Origin of the sequence: Streptomyces hesseae, assembly GCF_031845785.1 — a bacterium.
GTDB lineage: Bacteria > Actinomycetota > Actinomycetes > Streptomycetales > Streptomycetaceae > Streptomyces > Streptomyces hesseae.
On sequence record NZ_JAVRFI010000007.1, the window covers coordinates 14,424 to 31,331 of the forward strand.

At 71.7% G+C, this 16,908-nt stretch carries 14 protein-coding genes; 9 read left to right on the forward strand and 5 right to left on the reverse strand.

Features of this window, described 5'->3' with window-relative positions; genetic code table 11:
- Positions 1-76 precede the first annotated feature (76 nt).
- From RM609_RS13445 to RM609_RS13460, 4 genes are read left to right on the forward strand one after another with little or no spacing between them, the layout of a single operon-like run.
- Entirely contained in the window at positions 77-1,180 is a 1,104-nt protein-coding gene (locus RM609_RS13445; RefSeq protein WP_311610722.1) for an aliphatic sulfonate ABC transporter substrate-binding protein, read from the forward strand.
- A 55-nt stretch (positions 1,181-1,235) separates the two neighbouring features.
- The gene (locus tag RM609_RS13450) at positions 1,236-2,054 is read left to right on the forward strand and encodes an ABC transporter ATP-binding protein (protein ID WP_311610724.1); all 819 of its coding nucleotides are present in this window, start codon (positions 1,236-1,238) and stop codon (positions 2,052-2,054) included.
- Complete coding sequence (locus RM609_RS13455) at positions 2,041-2,931, forward strand: ABC transporter permease (protein WP_311610726.1); 891 nt, start codon at positions 2,041-2,043, stop codon at positions 2,929-2,931. The genes RM609_RS13450 and RM609_RS13455 overlap by 14 nt, the downstream gene beginning before the upstream one ends.
- A 10-nt stretch (positions 2,932-2,941) precedes the next feature.
- Positions 2,942-3,691 carry a sirohydrochlorin chelatase gene (locus RM609_RS13460; protein WP_311610728.1) on the forward strand — a complete coding sequence of 250 codons (750 nt, stop codon included), beginning with the start codon at positions 2,942-2,944 and terminating at the stop codon, positions 3,689-3,691.
- Here the strand turns inward: RM609_RS13460 and RM609_RS13465 are convergent.
- Positions 3,681-3,809, reverse strand: coding sequence for a hypothetical protein (locus RM609_RS13465; RefSeq protein WP_311610729.1), 129 nt, complete (start codon positions 3,807-3,809; stop codon positions 3,681-3,683). The genes RM609_RS13460 and RM609_RS13465 overlap by 11 nt on opposite strands.
- Positions 3,810-3,866: 57 nt before the next feature.
- Here RM609_RS13465 and RM609_RS13470 point away from each other — a divergent pair, with 57 nt between their 5' ends.
- Entirely contained in the window at positions 3,867-6,662 is a 2,796-nt protein-coding gene (locus tag RM609_RS13470) for an NACHT domain-containing protein (protein WP_311610730.1), read from the forward strand.
- Here RM609_RS13470 and RM609_RS13475 read toward each other — a convergent pair.
- Positions 6,659-7,291, reverse strand: coding sequence for a LysE family translocator (locus tag RM609_RS13475; RefSeq protein WP_311610732.1), 633 nt, complete (start codon positions 7,289-7,291; stop codon positions 6,659-6,661). The two genes, RM609_RS13470 and RM609_RS13475, sit on opposite strands and share 4 nt — an antisense overlap.
- A gap of 217 nt (positions 7,292-7,508) precedes the next feature.
- Here RM609_RS13475 and RM609_RS13480 point away from each other — a divergent pair, with 217 nt between their 5' ends.
- Positions 7,509-8,375 (forward strand): phosphotransferase enzyme family protein, encoded by an 867-nt coding sequence (locus tag RM609_RS13480; RefSeq protein WP_311610734.1) that lies wholly within the window; start codon positions 7,509-7,511, stop codon positions 8,373-8,375.
- A 31-nt stretch (positions 8,376-8,406) separates the two neighbouring features.
- Here RM609_RS13480 and RM609_RS13485 read toward each other — a convergent pair whose 3' ends face one another.
- Positions 8,407-9,345 carry a zinc metalloprotease gene (locus RM609_RS13485; protein ID WP_311610735.1) on the reverse strand — a complete coding sequence of 313 codons (939 nt, stop codon included), beginning with the start codon at positions 9,343-9,345 and terminating at the stop codon, positions 8,407-8,409.
- Positions 9,346-9,532: 187 nt separating this feature from the next.
- On the opposite strand from RM609_RS13485, the gene RM609_RS13490 reads away from it, so the two are divergent.
- Complete coding sequence (locus RM609_RS13490) at positions 9,533-9,847, forward strand: hypothetical protein (protein WP_311610737.1); 315 nt, start codon at positions 9,533-9,535, stop codon at positions 9,845-9,847.
- A 67-nt stretch (positions 9,848-9,914) separates the two neighbouring features.
- Here the strand turns inward: RM609_RS13490 and RM609_RS13495 are convergent, their stop codons facing one another.
- Both RM609_RS13495 and RM609_RS13500 read right to left on the reverse strand, forming a co-directional pair.
- Positions 9,915-10,649: an exonuclease domain-containing protein gene (locus RM609_RS13495; RefSeq protein WP_311610739.1), complete on the reverse strand. Its 735-nt coding sequence runs from the start codon at positions 10,647-10,649 to the stop codon at positions 9,915-9,917.
- A 92-nt stretch (positions 10,650-10,741) separates the two neighbouring features.
- Positions 10,742-11,992, reverse strand: coding sequence for a DUF5919 domain-containing protein (locus tag RM609_RS13500; RefSeq protein ID WP_311611059.1), 1,251 nt, complete (start codon positions 11,990-11,992; stop codon positions 10,742-10,744).
- A gap of 272 nt (positions 11,993-12,264) precedes the next feature.
- Here RM609_RS13500 and glgX point away from each other — a divergent pair, with 272 nt between their 5' ends.
- Positions 12,265-14,412, forward strand: a complete 2,148-nt coding sequence (gene glgX / locus RM609_RS13505; RefSeq protein WP_311610741.1) for a glycogen debranching protein GlgX — start codon at positions 12,265-12,267, stop codon at positions 14,410-14,412.
- A gap of 84 nt (positions 14,413-14,496) precedes the next feature.
- A complete protein-coding gene (gene treY / locus RM609_RS13510; protein WP_311610742.1) occupies positions 14,497-16,893 on the forward strand; it encodes a malto-oligosyltrehalose synthase in 2,397 nt (798 codons plus the stop codon).
- The last annotated feature ends 15 nt before the right edge of the window (positions 16,894-16,908 follow it).

Sequence of the window (16,908 nt, forward strand, 5' to 3'; positions counted from 1 at the left end):
TGACGTCCGTCCCCGTCCCCCATACCGCGCATATCGCGTACACCGCGTGTATCGCTGAACGAGAGGAACCCCCCTCGTGTCATCCCCCGCCCGCCGGGCGCTGTCGGCGCTCGCCGCCCTGCCGCTGCTGACCGTCGCCCTGGGCGCCTGCGGCTACGGTTCCCAGAAGGCCTCCGGCACCACCGCCGGCCCCGCGGCCGTCACCGGCGCGAAGCTCTCCGCCAACACCGTGCGGATCGGCTACTTCCCCAACATCACGCACGCCACGCCGCTGGTCGGCGAGCAGGCGGGCATCCTCCAGAAGGAGCTGGGCACAACCAAGCTCACCTCGACCACCTTCAACGCCGGGCCGTCGGAGATCGAGGCGCTCAACGCGGGCTCCATCGACATCGGCTGGATCGGCCCCTCGCCCGCCATCAACGGCTATGTGAAGTCCAAGGGCAAGAACCTGCGGATCGTGGCGGGTTCGGCCTCCGGCGGGGTGAAGCTGGTCGTCGACCCCAAGAAGATCTCCTCGCTGGAGGACGTCAAGGGCAAGCGGATCGCCACCCCGCAGAAGGGCAACACCCAGGACGTGGCATTCCTCAACTGGATCTCCGGGCAGGGCTGGAAGGTCGACCCGCAGAGCGGCAAGGGCGATGTCTCGGTCGTCCGCACGGACAACAAGGTGACGCCCGACGCCTTCAAGTCCGGTTCCGTGGACGGCGCCTGGGTGCCCGAGCCGACGGCCTCCAAGCTGGTGTCGGAGGGCGGGAAGGTGCTGCTGGACGAGAGCACCCTCTGGCCGGACGGCAAGTTCGTCATCACCAATGTGGTCGTGTCGCAGAAGTTCCTCGACGCGCACCCGGACGTGGTGGAGGCCGTGCTGCGGGGCTCGGTGAAGACCAACGCCTGGATCGCCGCGAACCCCGAGCGGGCCAAGGCCTCGGCCAACGCGGCGCTGAAGAAGCTGTCGGGCAAGGAACTGCCGCCGGAGATCCTCGATCCGGCGTGGCAGTCCATCAGGACGACGGACGACCCGCTGGCCGCCACCCTCCAGGCCGAGGCGGACCACGCGGTCAAGGCGGGGCTGCTGGAGAAGCCGGATCTGACCGGCATCTACGACCTGACCCTGCTCAACAAGGTCCTGGCGGCCGGGGGCAGGCCCACGGTCGGCGCGGCGCAGCTCGGCAGGCAGTGACGTGTACGCGGCAGTAGGGGCTCGTATGCCCGCTCCCCGACCAGGAGGTGACCGGATGGCACCGGCACTGAGTACCGATACGTCCGGCAGTACGCCCGCCTTGGCCGTCGTCGGTGACGACGCGCCGGCGGCCGTCCGGATCGACCACGTCCACAAGAGCTACGGCGGCCGCTCGCACGACGGGCGCCCCGTGCTCGACGACATCACCCTCGACGTCCGCCCCGGTGAGTTCGTGTGCCTGCTGGGCGCCTCGGGCTGTGGCAAGTCGACGCTGCTGAACCTGGTGGCAGGTCTGGACCGCCCGTCCGCCGGCACCATCGAGGTGCCCGGCGGCCGCCCGGCGCTGATGTTCCAGGAGCACGCGCTGTTCCCCTGGCTGACGGCGGGCCGCAATATCGAGCTGGCGCTGCGGCTGCGCGGCGTGCCGAGGGCGGAACGCCGGGCGGAGGCGGAGCGGTTGCTCCAGCTCGTCCGGCTGGGCGGCTCGTACGGCAAGCGCGTGCACGAGCTGTCGGGCGGGATGCGGCAGCGCGTCGCGCTGGCGCGGGCCCTGGCGCAGGACAGCCGGGTGCTGCTGATGGACGAGCCGTTCGCCGCGCTGGACGCCATCACCCGGGACGTGCTGCACCACGAGCTGACGCGCATCTGGTCGGAGACCTCGCTGTCGGTGCTGTTCGTCACCCACAACGTCCGGGAGGCGGTACGGCTCGGCCAGCGGGTGGTGCTGCTGTCGTCCCGGCCGGGGCGCGTGGTGCGGGAGTGGACGGTGGACATCCCGCAGCCGCGCCGGATCGAGGACGCGGCGGTGGCCGACCTGTCGGTCGAGATCACCGAAGAGCTCCGGGGGGAGATCCGCCGCCATGGCCGGGACTGAGACCGAACGGCCCCGGGCCGCGGAAGGGGATCTGGCCGGCCTGGAAGCCGGGCTCGACGCCCTCGACACGGTACCGGTGAAGCGCACGCCGCTGCGGGAGGTGCTGCTGCGCAAGGTGCTGCCGCCGGTCACCGCCGTCGTGCTGGTACTGGTCGTGTGGAAGCTGCTGGTCCTGGCCGGTGTCACGGACGACTACAAGCTCCCCGACCCGTCGGCCGTCTGGGGCGCGCTGCGCAGGCTGTGGCTGGAGGGCACGCTCTTCGGCATCGTCTGGACCAGCGTCTCGCGCGGCCTGCTCGGCTTCCTCGCCGCCCTCGCCCTCGGCACCCCCCTGGGACTCCTGGTGGCCAGGGTGCCGCTGATACGGGCAGCGCTGGGGCCCGTCCTGTCGGGGCTGCAATCCCTCCCGTCGGTGGCCTGGGTGCCGGCGGCCGTCATCTGGCTGGGCATCACGGACTCGGCGATGTACGCGGTGATCCTGCTGGGCGCCGTGCCGTCCATCGCCAACGGCCTGGTCTCCGGCATCGACCAGGTGCCCCCGCTGTATCTGCGCGCGGGCCGCACGATGGGCGCGACGGGCGTGCGCGGGGCGTGGCACGTGCTGCTGCCGGCGGCCCTGCCGGGATACCTCGCCGGGCTGAAGCAGGGCTGGGCCTTCTCCTGGCGATCGCTGATGGCGGCGGAGCTCATCGCCTCCTCGCCCGATCTGGGCCTGGGCCTGGGCCAGTACCTGGAGAACGCCCGCACCGACTCCGACATGCCGGGAGTGCTGCTGGGCATCACCCTCATCCTGTTCGTCGGCATCGCCATCGACCTGATCGTCTTCAGCCCGCTGGAGCGCAGGGTGCTGCGCTCGCGCGGCCTGGCGACGCGGTAGGGGCTTTTCCGTGGTGCTGCTCCTCGTCGCCCACGGCAGCCGCGACCCCCGGCACGCGGCGACGGTCGCCGCCCTGCGGGCGAGGGTCGCGGCCCGTCGGCCGGGCCTCCGGGTGGAGGTCGGCTTCCTGGACTTCTGCGCGCCGGGCGTGCCTCGCGTCCTGGAACGGCTGGCGGCGGAGGGCGTACGGGAGGTGGTGGCGGTTCCGCTGCTGCTGACACGGGCGTTCCACGCCAAGTCCGACATCCCGGCCGCGCTGGCCGGGGCGACCGCCCGATTGCCGGGGCTGACCGTCCACCAGGCGGACGTCCTCGGCCCCTCAGCCCTGCTGACGGACGCGCTGGAACGGCGGCTGCGGCAGGCCGGAGTGCGGGACGCCGACCGGAGCTCGACCGGGGTCGTCCTGGCCTCGGCGGGCTCATCGGACCCGGAGGCGATCGCGGTGATCGCAGAAATCGCGCGGGAGTGGCGGCACACGAGTGGTTGGTGTGCCGTGCGACCCGCGTTCGCCTCCGCCTCCCTCCCCCGCACGGAGGACGCGGTACGCGCGCTGCGGCGCGCCGAGGGCGTACGGCGCGTGGCGGTCGCGCCGTACGTCCTGGCACCGGGCCGCCTGCCGGACCGCATCGCGGCGGGGGCGCGGGAGGCCGACTTCGTCGCGGACGTCCTGGGCCCGGCCCCGGAGGTGGCCGCGCTGGTGCTGCGGCGGTACGAGGAGGCGCGGGTGGTGCCCGCACGGATTGTGGCGGCTACCGGGTGAGCAGGTCGAGGACGTTGACGAAGGCGGTCAGGAGGGCCGCGCGGTCGGCGGGGGTGGTGTCGGTGCGTGACAGGATCGCGGTGAACGCTGCGATGAGGATGAGCAGTTCGAGAGTCATGCGCTGAACTTCCGTGATTTCGCGTTCACCGGCGTTCACGCGTATGAAGATGAACGCATGGGTGTTGATCCAGAGGCGTCGGGGGCGCTGATCGAACTGTCCGTACGCTTACGCCGGTTGCGGTTTGAGCGCGGGTTGACGTATGTGGCGCTGGAGCGGCGGGCGGGTCTGGGGCACACGACCGTCAGCCGGACCCTCAATGGACGGAAGCTCCCGACGGAGGGCACGGTGGTGGCGCTCGCCAAGGCCCTTGGCGCTGACCCGGGCCCATTGCTGGTGCTGCGGGAAAGAGCGGCAGAGGAGATCGGCCAGGCCGCCGTCAGGGCGGATGACGTCCCATTCGAAGAACGGTATTGCCGCTGCATCGTCGAGCGGCACAGCGGGCTCACCATTGTCGGCCTCGACCTGCGGGGCGCGCAGCCGGCGAGCTGGCCGCTGGAGCCCGCCTACGTCAGCCTGGAACTGACCAGCAGGCGCGACGACTCCCTCACCGTCGTCGAACGTGCCGAGAAGGCATTGGCGGGGCAGCAGCGAGCGCTGGTCCGCGGGCTCGCGGGCAGCGGCAAGACCACACTCGTGCAGTGGCTGGCCGTGACCTCCGCCCGGCGCGGAAGCATCCCCTTCGTCATTCCCCTGCGCAGGCTCGACCTCAAGAGCGCCCCACCCGCTCCGGAGCGATTCCTGGAAGCCATCAGGAGCCCGCTCGCCGCGGCGCAGCCGCCGGGCTGGGCCGACCGCGTCCTCACGGAGGGGCGGGCGCTGTTGCTCGTCGACGGCATCGACGAGGTCCCCGCGCAACGGCGCGAGGAGACGAAGGAGTGGCTCCGCGACTTGATCGCCGCCTACCCTCGTTCGAGCTTCATCGTCACCACACGGCCGACGGCCGTGCCCGAGCGGTGGCTCGAGAGCGCAGGGTTCGCGGAGCTGACCGTACGGCCGATGAACCGGAAGGACGTCCTCGTCTTCGCCACGCGCTGGCACACGGCGGCAGGCACCGCCTCCGACCTCGAAGAACGGTTCAAGGACGCGGTACGGGCCCAGCGCCCGTTGGCTCAATTGGCGACGACCCCTCTGATGTGCGCCTTGATGTGCGCGCTCCACCGCGACCGCCGGGGTCGTCTGCCCCGGAGCCGGATGGAGCTGTATGAAGCGGCGCTGGCCATGCTGCTGGGCCGGAGGGACGACGAGCGGGGCATCGAGGCCCCCGAGGGGATCAGTCTCACGCAACACGAGGCGGTTCAGCTGCTACAGCGGCTGGCGTACTGGCTCATTCGTAACGGCCAGGCGGAGATGGAGGAGAAGACCGCCCTGACCGTCTTTGAGGATGCCCTCCCGGCGATGCCGGCCGTCGCCGGGCAGGGCGACGCCCGTCAGGTTCTCACCCATCTGGTCTCCCGCTGCGGGCTGCTGCGCAGGCCCACGGCGGACACCGTCGACTTCGTCCACCGCACGTTCCAGGACTACCTCGGTGCGAAAGCCGCCGTGGAGGGGCACGACCTCGGCCTGTTGGTGCGGAACGCCGACGACGACCGGTGGGAGGACGTCATACGGATGGCCGTGGCCCACGCACGGCCCGCCGAACGGGCGGCACTTCTACGCCAGCTCATGGCACGCGGCGATCAAGCTCCCGACCACCGGACGCGGCTGCACCTGCTGGCCATGGCCTGCCTGGAGCAGGCCACCGAACTGGACCCCGAGGTCCGGGCGAAGGTGGAGGAGCGGGCGGCGACGCTGCTACCGCCACGCAGCTACGCCGAGGCCCAGAATCTGGCCACGGTGGGGCCGGTGATCCTCGATCTGCTGCCGGGTCCGCAAGACCTGCCGGAGAGACAGGCGGAGGCTGTCGTCCACGCGGCGGCGGCCGTGGGCGGGGACGCCGCTCTGACGTTGCTCAAGCGATACCGCGACTGCCGGAGCCCGCGCGTTTTCAGTGCGCTGTCGAGAAGCTGGGGCTCATTCGACACCGAGGAGTTCGCCAAAGAGATCCTCAACCACCTGCCGGCCGAGTGCGACATCACCGTCCGCAGCCGCGCTGCTCTGGAACTCGTCCCCAGCCTCCCGCAGAATTTGAACATCCAATTCATGGGGGACCTCTCCGCGGATGAAATCCTGGCGGCGGTCGATCCGGACCGATTGACGAGCATCGCCTTGTCCGCCAACCAACAGCTGAGCGATGTGGCCTTCCTCCAGAGCCTGCCGAAGCTGCGCGAACTCCGGTTGTTCCAGTGCCCTGAGATCACTGACTTGTCGCCACTCGACGGACTTCCGCTCACCACGCTACTCATCCACGACACTCGGCCGCACGACCTGCGCCGCGTGACCAAGCTCCCCGAGCTGAAGGAGCTGAATCTCGACCTCCCCATCCGCCGGTCACACACGTCATCGCTGCCCGCCATGCCCAAACTACGGAAGCTTTACGTATGGCAGCGGAACGCATCGCGATCCCTGACGGGACTGGAAGCGTTCGACGGACTGGAATATCTCGGCATCAATGCCCTCAAATTCCCTGAGGGGGGCCGCGAGGAGCTTACGCGCCTGCCACAACTGACTCACTTGATGATTTCCGAGCAGGACATGACCCGGCTCGCCATGAGCCCCACGCTCCCTCAGGTGCGGGAACTCACGCTTTCGCGTGCCTCGCATCCCGTCGATCTCACAGCTATAAGCAAGATCTTCCCGGAGCTCCGGCTGCTCAGGATCTCCTGCGACTGGACGCAGCACACGGTCGTCGACCTGACCGCTCTTGCCTCCATCGAACATCTCGACGTGGTAGTCGAGGATGCCAAGGCGATCTTGGGCCTGGATCTCTTCCCGCCCGGCCGGGTCACCCTCTTCCCCGGCCCCCGCTATTAACCCTCCACCGCCGTCCCCACCCCCAGCGCCACCAGCACTCCGCCCGTGGTCCGCTCCAGGTTGCGGTGGACGCGGGGGCGGCGGAGCCAGCCCAGCAGGCGTGTGGCGCCGGCCGCGACGAGGAGTAGCCAGGCGCCCGCGACCGCCGCGTCGACCGCGCCGAACAACAGCGTCGTGCCCAGCGCGGACCCGTCGCCCTCCGGGAGGAACTGCGGCACCACGGCCACGAAGAAGACCCCCACCTTGGGGTTGAGCAGACAGCTCAGCAGCCCCTGCCGGAAGGCCTCACCCACCCCCGGGGCGGCCCCGCTCTCGGCCGGTGCCTCCGCTGCGACCGCACCCGCGCGGCGCTGGGCCCAGAGCACCTGTGCGCCCAGAAAGACCAGGTATGCCGCCCCCGCCAGCCTGACGACCGTGAAGGCCGTGTCCCAGCGCTGGAGTGCCGCTGCCAGGCCGAAGGCCGCGGCGACGCCCCAGGCGAGGGAGCCGGCCGCCGCGCCGAGGGCGGTCGCGATGCCTGTGCGGCGGCCGCCGCGCAGGCAGTTGCGCAGCACGAGGAGGGTGTCCGGGCCCGGTGCCATGGCCACCAGCAGGGAGAAAAGGGCGAAGCCGAGTATCGCGGCGGTCATGGGCGAAAGCTCCTCTCACAAGATCACGCAGATATGGAGGGAGCTTATCGAGACGGCCGCCGTGCCCCGTGGGGGTTGGGCACGGCAGCCGATGGGACGCGACCGTACCAGGGGTTACGTGATGGACCGAACTCCCGGCGTGTCCGGCCACCGCCGCGCATGAGGGAGACTGGCGGGATCGCGTACGCGCGTACGGCGGAGAAGCGGAAGGAACGGCGTGGCATTCACCGAACAACGGGCGCGGGAGCTCCTCGCGGCGGCGGGCGCTCCGCTTCCGGCCGGCGAGGCCGAGCTGCTGGCCCTCGGGGAGAACGCGGTGTTCGCCGCCGACGGCCTCGTCGCGAAGGTGGGGCGGGACGCCTCCCTCGTGGAGCGCGCCGGCCGGGAGCTGCGGATCGCCGCCTGGCTCGCGGAGGCCGGGGTGCCGGCCGTGCGCGCGGCGGAGCCCGGGGTGCTGGTCGCCGACGGGCATCCGGTGACGCTCTGGCACCGGCTCCCGGCGGCGGAGCGCCCTGCCGGTCCCGCCGACCTGGCCGCCCTGCTCCGGCAGGTGCACGCCCTGCCTGAGCCGGGGTTCGGGCTGCCCCGGCGTGATCTGCTGGGCGGCGTCGAGCGGTGGCTGCGGCTGGCCGGGACGGCGATCGATCCGGCCGACGCCGACTATCTGCGCGAGCGCCGCGACGGGTTCGCCGCCGCGGCCGCCGCCCTCATCCCGCATCTGCCGCCGGGGGCGATCCACGGTGACGCCCTCCCCCGCAATGTCCACATCGGGCCGGACGGGCCCGTACTCGTCGACCTGGAGACGTTCGCCTCGGACCTGCGGGAGCACGACCTGGTGGTGATGGCCCTCAGCAAGGACCGGTACGGGCTGGACCCGGACGCCTATCACTCCTTCGTCCGCGCCTACGGCTGGGACGTCCGGGAGTGGGAGGGCTGCGCCGTGCTGCGCGGGGCCCGGGAGACGGCGAGCTGTGCCTGGGTGGCTCAGCACGCGCCGGGCAATCCGGCCGCCCTCGCGGAGTTCCGCCGCCGGGTCGCCTCGCTGCGGGAGGACGACCCGGCGGTGCGGTGGTACCCCTTCTGACCGGCTTCCGGCCGGCTTCCGGCCGGCGCGGCTACGCGGTGTGGAACGAGGCGCGCGGTCCGTCGAGGGTGGCGTTCATGCGCGTCAACTGGCCCTCCGTGAACATGAACATGGCCGCGTCGTCGACGTAGTCCATGTAGTTCATGAACATGTCGCCGTCGGGTGCGTTGTTGCACGTGACGCGGGGGAAGTCCGGCTTGCCGAAATTGGGCCCGCCCTGGTTGGGCGTGTCGGCCACGAAGTCGGTGCCGTTGCAGGCCGTGCCGTCGTCGCCCCAGATGTGGAAGAGATTCAGCCAGTGGCCCACTTCGTGGGTCGCGGTGCGGCCCAGGTTGAAGGGTGCCGTCGCGGTCCCGCTGGTGCCGAACGCGGAGTGGAGGATGACCACCCCGTCGGTGGCCGCCGGTCCGCCGGGGAACTGTGCGTACCCGAGCAGCCCGCCACCCAGCTCACAGGACCACAGGTTGAGATAGCGATCGGTGGGCCAGGGGTCCTGGCCACCGGTCGCCGTCGACTTCACGGCGTCGTCGGTGCCGAAACTTGCGGTCGCCGTCTGTGTGCGGGTGATGCCGTTGGTCGGCGCCCCGGACGGGTCGGTGGTGGCCAGCTGGAATTCGATGTTGCAGTCGGCTGCCAACGCCTGCCAGACGGCCGGGACGCCGGAGACATCCGTATTGGTCTTGCGGTAGTCCCGGTTGAGGGCCTCGACCTGGCTGGTGACCTGGGCGTCGTCGATGTTCTGCGCGCCGTTCTGGTGCACGACGTGGACGACGACCTGGATGAGGGTCACTCCGGCACGGGTGGTCCGCTCGCGCCCCTTCTCATAGGCGAAGGCCTTGTTCTCCAGGGCCGCACGCGCCGCCGCGTACGGGGCGTGTTCGGTGAGCAGTCTGCGGTGGACTTCCATGGTCCCGCACAGCAGGCTCTCGGGTGACCTCTCGGCTGTGCCGTTCTGCCGGTTCTCGGGCATGCCGCACCTCCTCTGACCGCTGTGAAACGCGGCGAGTTACGGGAGAGAGTCGGGCCCGATGACGTCTACGGTAGACCCGTAGGACGTGAAAAGAGATGGATACCGCGGAATTCAATTCCAACCGTATGCCAACCTTCCGGATCCCGCCATTCAGGTGAATCCGGGTAATTGCTGAGGTATTTGAGGAATGAACGAGCCACCCCCGGCTCTCTTCCGGAGCTGGACGCACTCCCGTGAAGAGGACTCCGCCGACATCGCCGTCTACCGGCCCGCCGACCATCCCTTCCCGCCCTCGCGAGGGCGGGAAGGGATGGAGTTCGCCGCCGACGGAACATTCATCGACCACCCCATCGGGCGCGGTGACGCCCCCGACTCCGTGCCCGGCGTCTGGCAGACCAAGGACGGCGTCCGGCTGACGATCTCCTTCCCCGCGGCCGGGCGGCCCGGACGGGAGCTGGAGATCGTCTCCTGCGACGAGAGCGTGCTCAGGGTGCGGGGCTAGTTCCAGGGCCGTGCCGGTCGCCCGCGCGCATCCGGCTCGGCTCAGGGGCTCGACGGCTCGGCTCCGCTCAGCGCAGCGGCCAGGCGCCCTCCACCACCGCCTCCGGGTTCCCCTGACGCCGCAGCCACTTCTGATAGCCGGCCGCCCACTCCCCGTACCACCGCTCCTGGTCGCGGTGGAGCTCCCACAGGTCGGCCGCCGCGATGTGCTCGTACCGCTCGGCTATCGCGCGGGCCACGCGCACGGCCGCCAGGGCGTCCGCGCCCGCCTCGTGCGCCCCGTCGAGCACGACGCCGTACTCCCCGCAGGCGGCGGCCAGAGTGCGCCGGCCCTTGCGGAAGCGGTCGACGGCACGGTCGATGGTGAGGGGGTCGACGACCGGGCCCACGGCCGCCGCCGGCGCACCCGCGCCGTCCCCACCCAGCCGCTCGTCCAGCCGCTCGCTCAGCGACCGCAGGCCGTACCGCCCCAGCTCGGCCGAGAGCAGGCTCAGATCGAAGGCCGCGTTGTACGCGACGACCGGCACGCCCATCGACCAGTGGCCGGCCAGGGCGGTGGCCACCTCCTCCGCCACCTCGCGAGCGGGCCGCCCGCAGTCGGCGGCCCGCTCGGTCGTGATGCCGTGGATCGCCGTGGTCTCGGCCGGTATCGGCGTGCCCGGGTCGGCCAGCCAGGACCGGCTCGCGACGACCTCGCCGCCCTTGGTCTCCACGACCGCCGCGGTGACGATCCGGGCCGTCGACGGGTCGGTGCCCGTCGTCTCCAGATCGAAGCCGACCAGACGCTCCTCGTGCCAGGACATCGCGATCCCCCCTCAGGTTGTGCTTCCCCCGTGTGGTCCCCAGCGTCGCACGGCCCACTGACAACGGGCCCGGGGCCTTGAGCAGGGGTCCGCTACGACACCGGCCGGGAGTCCTCCCACACGCCCTCGAACTCCTCGCGGTAGGTCTCGAAGAGGCCGCCGTCCGCGTCGGCCCGGCCCTCCCGCAGCACGCCCCGGCCGTGGCCGCCGCGCAGGACGAGCACGGGCGACTCCATGCCGCGGGCCTTGCGCAGGTAGGACTGGACGACGGCCACGCCGTCCGAGCCGTCGCCGTTGATCAGGTAGGCGGTGAAGCGGGGCGTCTCGTCGAAGACGCGGATCTCGAAGGCGCCGGGGTCGCGCAGCCGGTCGCGGACCCGCCGCATGTGCATGATGTTCATCTCCACGGACCGGCTCATCTCGCCCTTCTTGATCCCCAGTTCCCGCTCCCGGCGGCGCACGGCGCTGCTGGCGGGGTTGAGGAAGAGCAGCCGGGTGCGGCAGCCGGCCTCGGCGAGGCGGACCAGGCGCCGCCCGGAGTAGTTCTGGACGAGCAGGTTCAGGCCTATGCCGACGGCGTCGAGGCGGCGGGCGCTGCCGAAGAGGTCCTCGACGGGGAGCTGGCGCTGGAGGCGCACCCGGTCGGGGTGGACGCCGACGACGTCGGCGTAGCGGTCGCCGACGAGGTCCTCGACGGCGTCTATGGGCAGCCGGTCGGCGGAGGGCGTGCCCGTGCCGTGGCCGCTGCCGAGGATGTCCAGCAGCCGGGCCGAGGCGCGTTCGGCCTGGGCGAGGACGGTCTGGGAGAGCGCCCGGTTGCGGGAGACGATGTTGCGGGTCACCTCGAGCTCGTCCAGTGCGAGTTCGAGTTCGCGCCGGTCGTCGAGGTAGGGCTCGAAGCACGGCCAGTGCTGGACGACCAGTTCGCGCAGCTGGGGCAGGGTGAGGAAGCTGAGGACGTTGTCGTCGGCCGGGTCGAGCAGATAGCCCTTGCGGCGGCTGACCTCGCGGACGGCGACGGCGCGCTGCACCCACTCCTGGCCGGCCGGGCCGGCGGCCGCGACGACCCATTCCTCGTCGCCGTGGACCGGTTCGTAGACCGGGCGCAGCACGGCGGCGACGACGGCGCGCAGCCGCTGCTCGACCAGATTGAGCCATATGTAGGCACGCCCCGCCCGGCGGGCGCGTGTGCGCACCTCGCCCCAGGCGTCGGCGCCCCAGTCCAGTTCCGCCCCGATCTCCCTCGGGCGGGTCAGGGAGACCACGCCCGGAGGGGTGTCGGACGTGCAGTCCTCTTCCGGACAGCCGTCCCCAGGAGGCAGCTCCAGCCCGCCCGAGCTCACCTGCGCACCGCCTTCCGCCCCCGTCCCAACGATCAAGGCAGACTACTGTGCGGGCGGGAGCGGGTGCATCCGCGTCCGGCGGGCGTTCGGCCAACTCTGCCGTCGGACGTGCCGGTTGTCCGAAAGCCGGACGCCGGACGTGATCTGATTCATAGCCAGAAGTAGCCGGAAGGGTGGTGTCACCCGCTCGGCGGAGCCCTCGGGGCGGGCGGCGGACCGGCTTTTGCCGAAGATCTGCGGAAAGCGCGTCCCGGGGTGGAAGACTTCTGGGCATGCAGGTCTGGCCGGGACAGGCGTACCCCCTCGGTGCCACGTACGACGGCGCCGGGACCAATTTCGCGGTCTTCTCGGAGGCCGCCGAACGGATCGAGTTGTGTCTGCTGCACGAGGACGGCTCGGAGACGGCGGTGGAGCTGCGGGAGACCGACGCGTTCGTATGGCACGCGTATCTACCGGGTGTGATGCCGGGTCAGCGGTACGGCTTCCGGGCGCACGGCCCGTACGAGCCGCAGCGGGGGCCGCGCTGCAACTCCGCCAAGCTGCTGCTCGACCCGTACGCGAAGGCCGTGAGCGGCGCGGTGGACTGGGGGGAGGCGGTCTACGGCTATCGCTTCGGGCGGCCGGAGAAGCGCAATGACATGGACTCGGCGCCGCACATGATGACTTCGGTGGTGGTCAATCCGTACTTCGACTGGGGGGACGACCGGCCGCCCCGGACGGAGTATCACCGCACGGTCATCTATGAGGCCCATGTGAAGGGCCTGACGATGCTTCACCCGGCGCTGCCGGAGGAGATCCGGGGCACGTACGCGGCGCTGGCGCATCCGGCGGTGATCGGGCATCTGACGGAGCTGGGGGTCACGGCGATCGAACTGATGCCGGTCCATCAGTTCGTGCACGACCACCGGCTGGTGGACGCGGGGCTGGTCAACTACTGGGGCTACAACACCATCGGCTTCTTCGCGCCGCACAACGCGTACGCGTCGTGGGGCGACCGGGGTCAGCAGGTGCTGGAGTTCAAGACGGCGGTGCGGGCGCTGCACGCGGCGGGCATCGAGGTGATTCTGGATGTAGTGTACAACCACACGGCCGAGGGCAGCCATCTGGGGCCGACGCTGTCGTTCCGGGGGCTGGACAACGCGTCGTACTACCGGCTGAGCGACGATCCGCGCTACTACATGGACACCACCGGCACCGGCAATTCGCTGCTGATGCGGAGTCCGCATGTGCTCCAGCTCATCATGGACTCGCTGCGCTACTGGGTGACCGAGATGCGCGTGGACGGTTTCCGCTTCGATCTGGCGGCGACGCTGGCGCGGCAGTTCCACGAGGTGGACCGGCTGTCGTCGTTCTTCGACCTGGTGCAGCAGGATCCGGTGGTCAGTCAGGTGAAGCTGATCGCGGAGCCGTGGGACGTGGGCGAGGGCGGCTATCAGGTCGGCAACTTCCCGCCCCTGTGGACCGAGTGGAACGGAAAGTTCCGGGACACCGCGCGGGATCTGTGGCGGGGCGAGCCGGCCACTCTGGCGGAGTTCGGCTCCCGGCTGACCGGCTCCTCCGACCTCTACCAGGGCGACAGCCGGCGCCCGCTGGCCTCCGTCAACTTCGTCACCTGTCACGACGGCTTCACCCTCCACGACCTCGTCTCGTACGACGTCAAGCACAACGAGGCCAACGGCGAGGACAACCGGGACGGCGAGAGCCACAACCGTTCCTGGAACTGCGGGACCGAGGGGCCGACCGACGATCCGGGGATCCTCGCCCTGCGCGAGCGGCAGATGCGCAATTTCATCGCCACCCTGATGGTGTCGCAGGGCGTGCCGATGCTCAGCCACGGCGACGAGTTCGCCCGCACCCAGCGGGGCAACAACAACGCGTACTGCCAGGACGGCGAGCTGTCCTGGGTGCACTGGCCGGGCCGCCCGGAGGAGGCGGAGGAGGACGTCGACGAGGCGACGGCGCGGGCGCTGCGGATGCTGCGCTTCACCCGCTCGCTGGTCTGGCTCCGCCGCGACCACCCCGTCTTCCGCCGCCGGCGCTTCTTCCACGGCCGCCCGGTGCAGGGCACCCACGACGAACTCTCCGATATCGCCTGGTTCACCCCGGAAGGGGAGGAAATGCGGGACGGCGACTGGCACGTCGCCCACGCCAGGTCCCTGACCGTCTTCCTCAACGGGGGCGCCATCTCCGAGCCCGGGCCGCGGGGCGAGCCGGTGACCGACGACTCCTTCCTGCTGATGTTCAACGCGCACGACCGGCCGCTGGACTTCACCGTCCCGGCCGACCACGGCGCGCAGTGGCAGGTCGTCGTCGACACCGCGCGCCCGGAGGGAGTGGCGGCGGATGGGCCGAAGGTCCGGGCCGGGGAGCGGTTGACGCTTGTCGACCGCAGCTTGGCGGTGTTGCAGCGGCCGGCGTGAGCCGTTCGGCTGCCGGCCGGTGGGGGTTGATCGCGCAGTTCCCCGCGCCCCTTACGGGGCCCTGGGGTGGGTACGTATGTTCCTGTGAAGCCCGACAGCCGTCACCCGCCCACCGCCACGTACCGGCTCCAGCTCCAGCCCGCGTTCCCCTTCGCGGCGGCCGAGCGGGCCGTGCCCCGGCTCGCCGGGCTCGGCGTGTCCCATCTGCATCTCTCCCCGCTCCTGGAGGCCGTCCCGGGCTCCACCCACGGCTACGACGTCGTCGACCACACGGCGGTACGGGCGGAGCTGGGCGGCGAGGACGGGCTGCGCTCGCTGGCCCGTACCGCCCACGCGCACGGGCTGGGCCTGATCGCCGACATCGTGCCCAACCACATGGCCCTGCCCGCCGCCGGACGCCCGGGCGGCGCCCTGTGGCACGTGCTGCGCGACGGCCCGGCCTCCCCGTACGCCCGCTGGTTCGACATCGACTGGGCCGAGCACGGCGGCAAGGTGCTGCTGCCCGTGCTCGCCGACCGGATCGGCGCCGAGCTGGACCGCTGCACCGCCGCCGACGGCGTGCTGCGCTACGGCGACCACGCCCTCCCCCTGCGTCCCGGCACCGAACGGCTGCCGCTGCCCGAGCTGCTCGACGCCCAGTGGTACCGCCTCGCCTGGTGGCGGCTGGCCCGCACCGAGCTCAACTACCGGCGCTTCTTCACCGTCTCCGAGCTGATCGCGGTGCGTGTGGAGGACCCCGAGGTCTTCGCCGCCACCCACGCCACCGTGCTGCGGCTGCTGAGCGAAGGCGTCCTCGACGGGCTGCGCGTCGACCACCCCGACGGGCTCGCCGACCCGCCCGGCTATCTGCGGCGGCTGCGCGACGCCACCGGCGGGCGGTGGACGGTCGTGGAGAAGATCCTCGCCGGGGACGAACGGCTGCCCGCCGACTGGCCCGTCGCCGGCACCACCGGCTACGACGCCCTGCGGCACCTCGACGGCCTCTTCACCGACCCCGCCGGGCTCGGCGAACTCACCGCCGCCTACCTCGCCTTCACCGGCTGCCCGCCCGACCGGGGCGGCGACTGGCCCGCGACCGTGCGCCGCGCCGCCTACCGGGTCATCGGCCACGAGCTGGCCGCCGAGGCCGAGCGGCTCGTCCGCACCGCCGTCCGGCTCTGCGAGACCTCCCACACGCTGCGCGACCACGCCCCCTGGGCGCTGCGCACCGCCCTGTGCGAGATCCTCGTCCGGCTGCCCGTCTACCGCCCGTACGTCACGGCCGGCCGGCCCGCCGCGCCCGCGGACGCCGCGCTGCTGGACGAGGCCGCCCGGGGGGCCCGTACCGCCTTCGCCGTGCCCGGCGAGGCCCGGGCCGTCGACCTGATCCGCGACGCCGCCCTCGGCCGCCTCGGCGACGGCCCCGATCAGCGGGACTTCTGCGCGCGCTTCGCCCAGACGGCGTCGGCGCTCCGCGCCAAGTCCGTCGAGGACACCGCCTTCTACCGCTACGCGCCCCTGCTGTCGGCGACGGAGGTGGGCGGCACCCCCGACCGGCCGGCGATCGCCCCGGAGGAGTTCCACGCCTTCTGCGCCCGCGCGCAGCGCGACCGGCCCCACGGCGGGACCGTGCTGTCCACCCACGACACCAAGCGCAGCGCGGACGCGCGGGCGCGGATCGCCGCGCTGAGCGAACACCCGGCGCGCTGGGCCCGGCTGATGGACCGGCTCCGGTCCGGCTCCCCCGCGCCGGACCCCCATCTGGCGTGGACCGCCTGGCAGAACGCCTTCGGGCTCGGCGCCCCCGATGCCGCCCGGCTCGTGCCCGCCGTGCTGAAGAGCGCCCGGGAGGCCGCGCTGCTGACGACGTGGACGGAACCGGACGCGGCGTACGAGGCGGCGGTGGAGGAGTTCGTCACCACCGGCCCGTGCGGGGCGGCGGGCCGGGAGGCACTGGCCGCGTTCGGGGAGGAGGCCGGGGCCGCGATACGCGCCAACACTCTGGGGGCGGCGCTGCTGCATCTGACGATGCCGGGGGTGCCGGATGTGTACATGGGAACGGAAGGGGTGTACCGGGCGCTCGTCGACCCGGACAACCGGTCGGTGCCGCCCTTCCCCGATGAATCCGATGAATCCGATGAATCCGGCGAAGCGGAGGACGGTCTCTCCGCCGAGAAGCTACGACTGACGCGGGCGGCGCTGGGGCTCCGGCGCGAGCACCCGGAGTGGTTCGGGGAGGAGGGGGCTTATGTACCGCTGTACGCGGATGGGGTGGCGGCCGGTCACTGCGTGGCCTTCGCCCGCGCGGGCGGGGCGGTCGCCGTGGCGACGCGGCTGGCGGGGCGGCTGAGGGAAGCGGGCGGCTGGCGGGACACCGACCTGGAACTGCCCGGGGACACGGCGTGGCGGGACCTGCTGGGGGGCGGGGAGTGGCGGGGGCGGGTGGCGATGGCGGAGCTGCTGGGGGCGGCGCCGGTGGCGTTGCTCGTCGCTTGCGCCTGAACCTCCTGGGAAGGA

Excerpts from the sequence above, each read along its gene's own strand:
- RM609_RS13465 (WP_311610729.1), bottom strand. The coding sequence starts at position 3,809 with ATGACTCTCGAACTGCTCATCCTCATCGCAGCGTTCACCGCGATCCTG.
- RM609_RS13490 (WP_311610737.1), top strand. The coding sequence starts at position 9,533 with ATGAACGAGCCACCCCCGGCTCTCTTCCGGAGCTGGACGCACTCCCGT.
- RM609_RS13450 (WP_311610724.1), top strand. The coding sequence starts at position 1,236 with ATGGCACCGGCACTGAGTACCGATACGTCCGGCAGTACGCCCGCCTTG.
- RM609_RS13455 (WP_311610726.1), top strand. The coding sequence starts at position 2,041 with ATGGCCGGGACTGAGACCGAACGGCCCCGGGCCGCGGAAGGGGATCTG.
- RM609_RS13475 (WP_311610732.1), bottom strand. The coding sequence starts at position 7,291 with ATGACCGCCGCGATACTCGGCTTCGCCCTTTTCTCCCTGCTGGTGGCC.
- RM609_RS13495 (WP_311610739.1), bottom strand. The coding sequence starts at position 10,649 with ATGTCCTGGCACGAGGAGCGTCTGGTCGGCTTCGATCTGGAGACGACG.
- RM609_RS13470 (WP_311610730.1), top strand. The coding sequence starts at position 3,867 with ATGGGTGTTGATCCAGAGGCGTCGGGGGCGCTGATCGAACTGTCCGTA.
- RM609_RS13485 (WP_311610735.1), bottom strand. The coding sequence starts at position 9,345 with ATGCCCGAGAACCGGCAGAACGGCACAGCCGAGAGGTCACCCGAGAGC.
- glgX (WP_311610741.1), top strand. The coding sequence starts at position 12,265 with ATGCAGGTCTGGCCGGGACAGGCGTACCCCCTCGGTGCCACGTACGAC.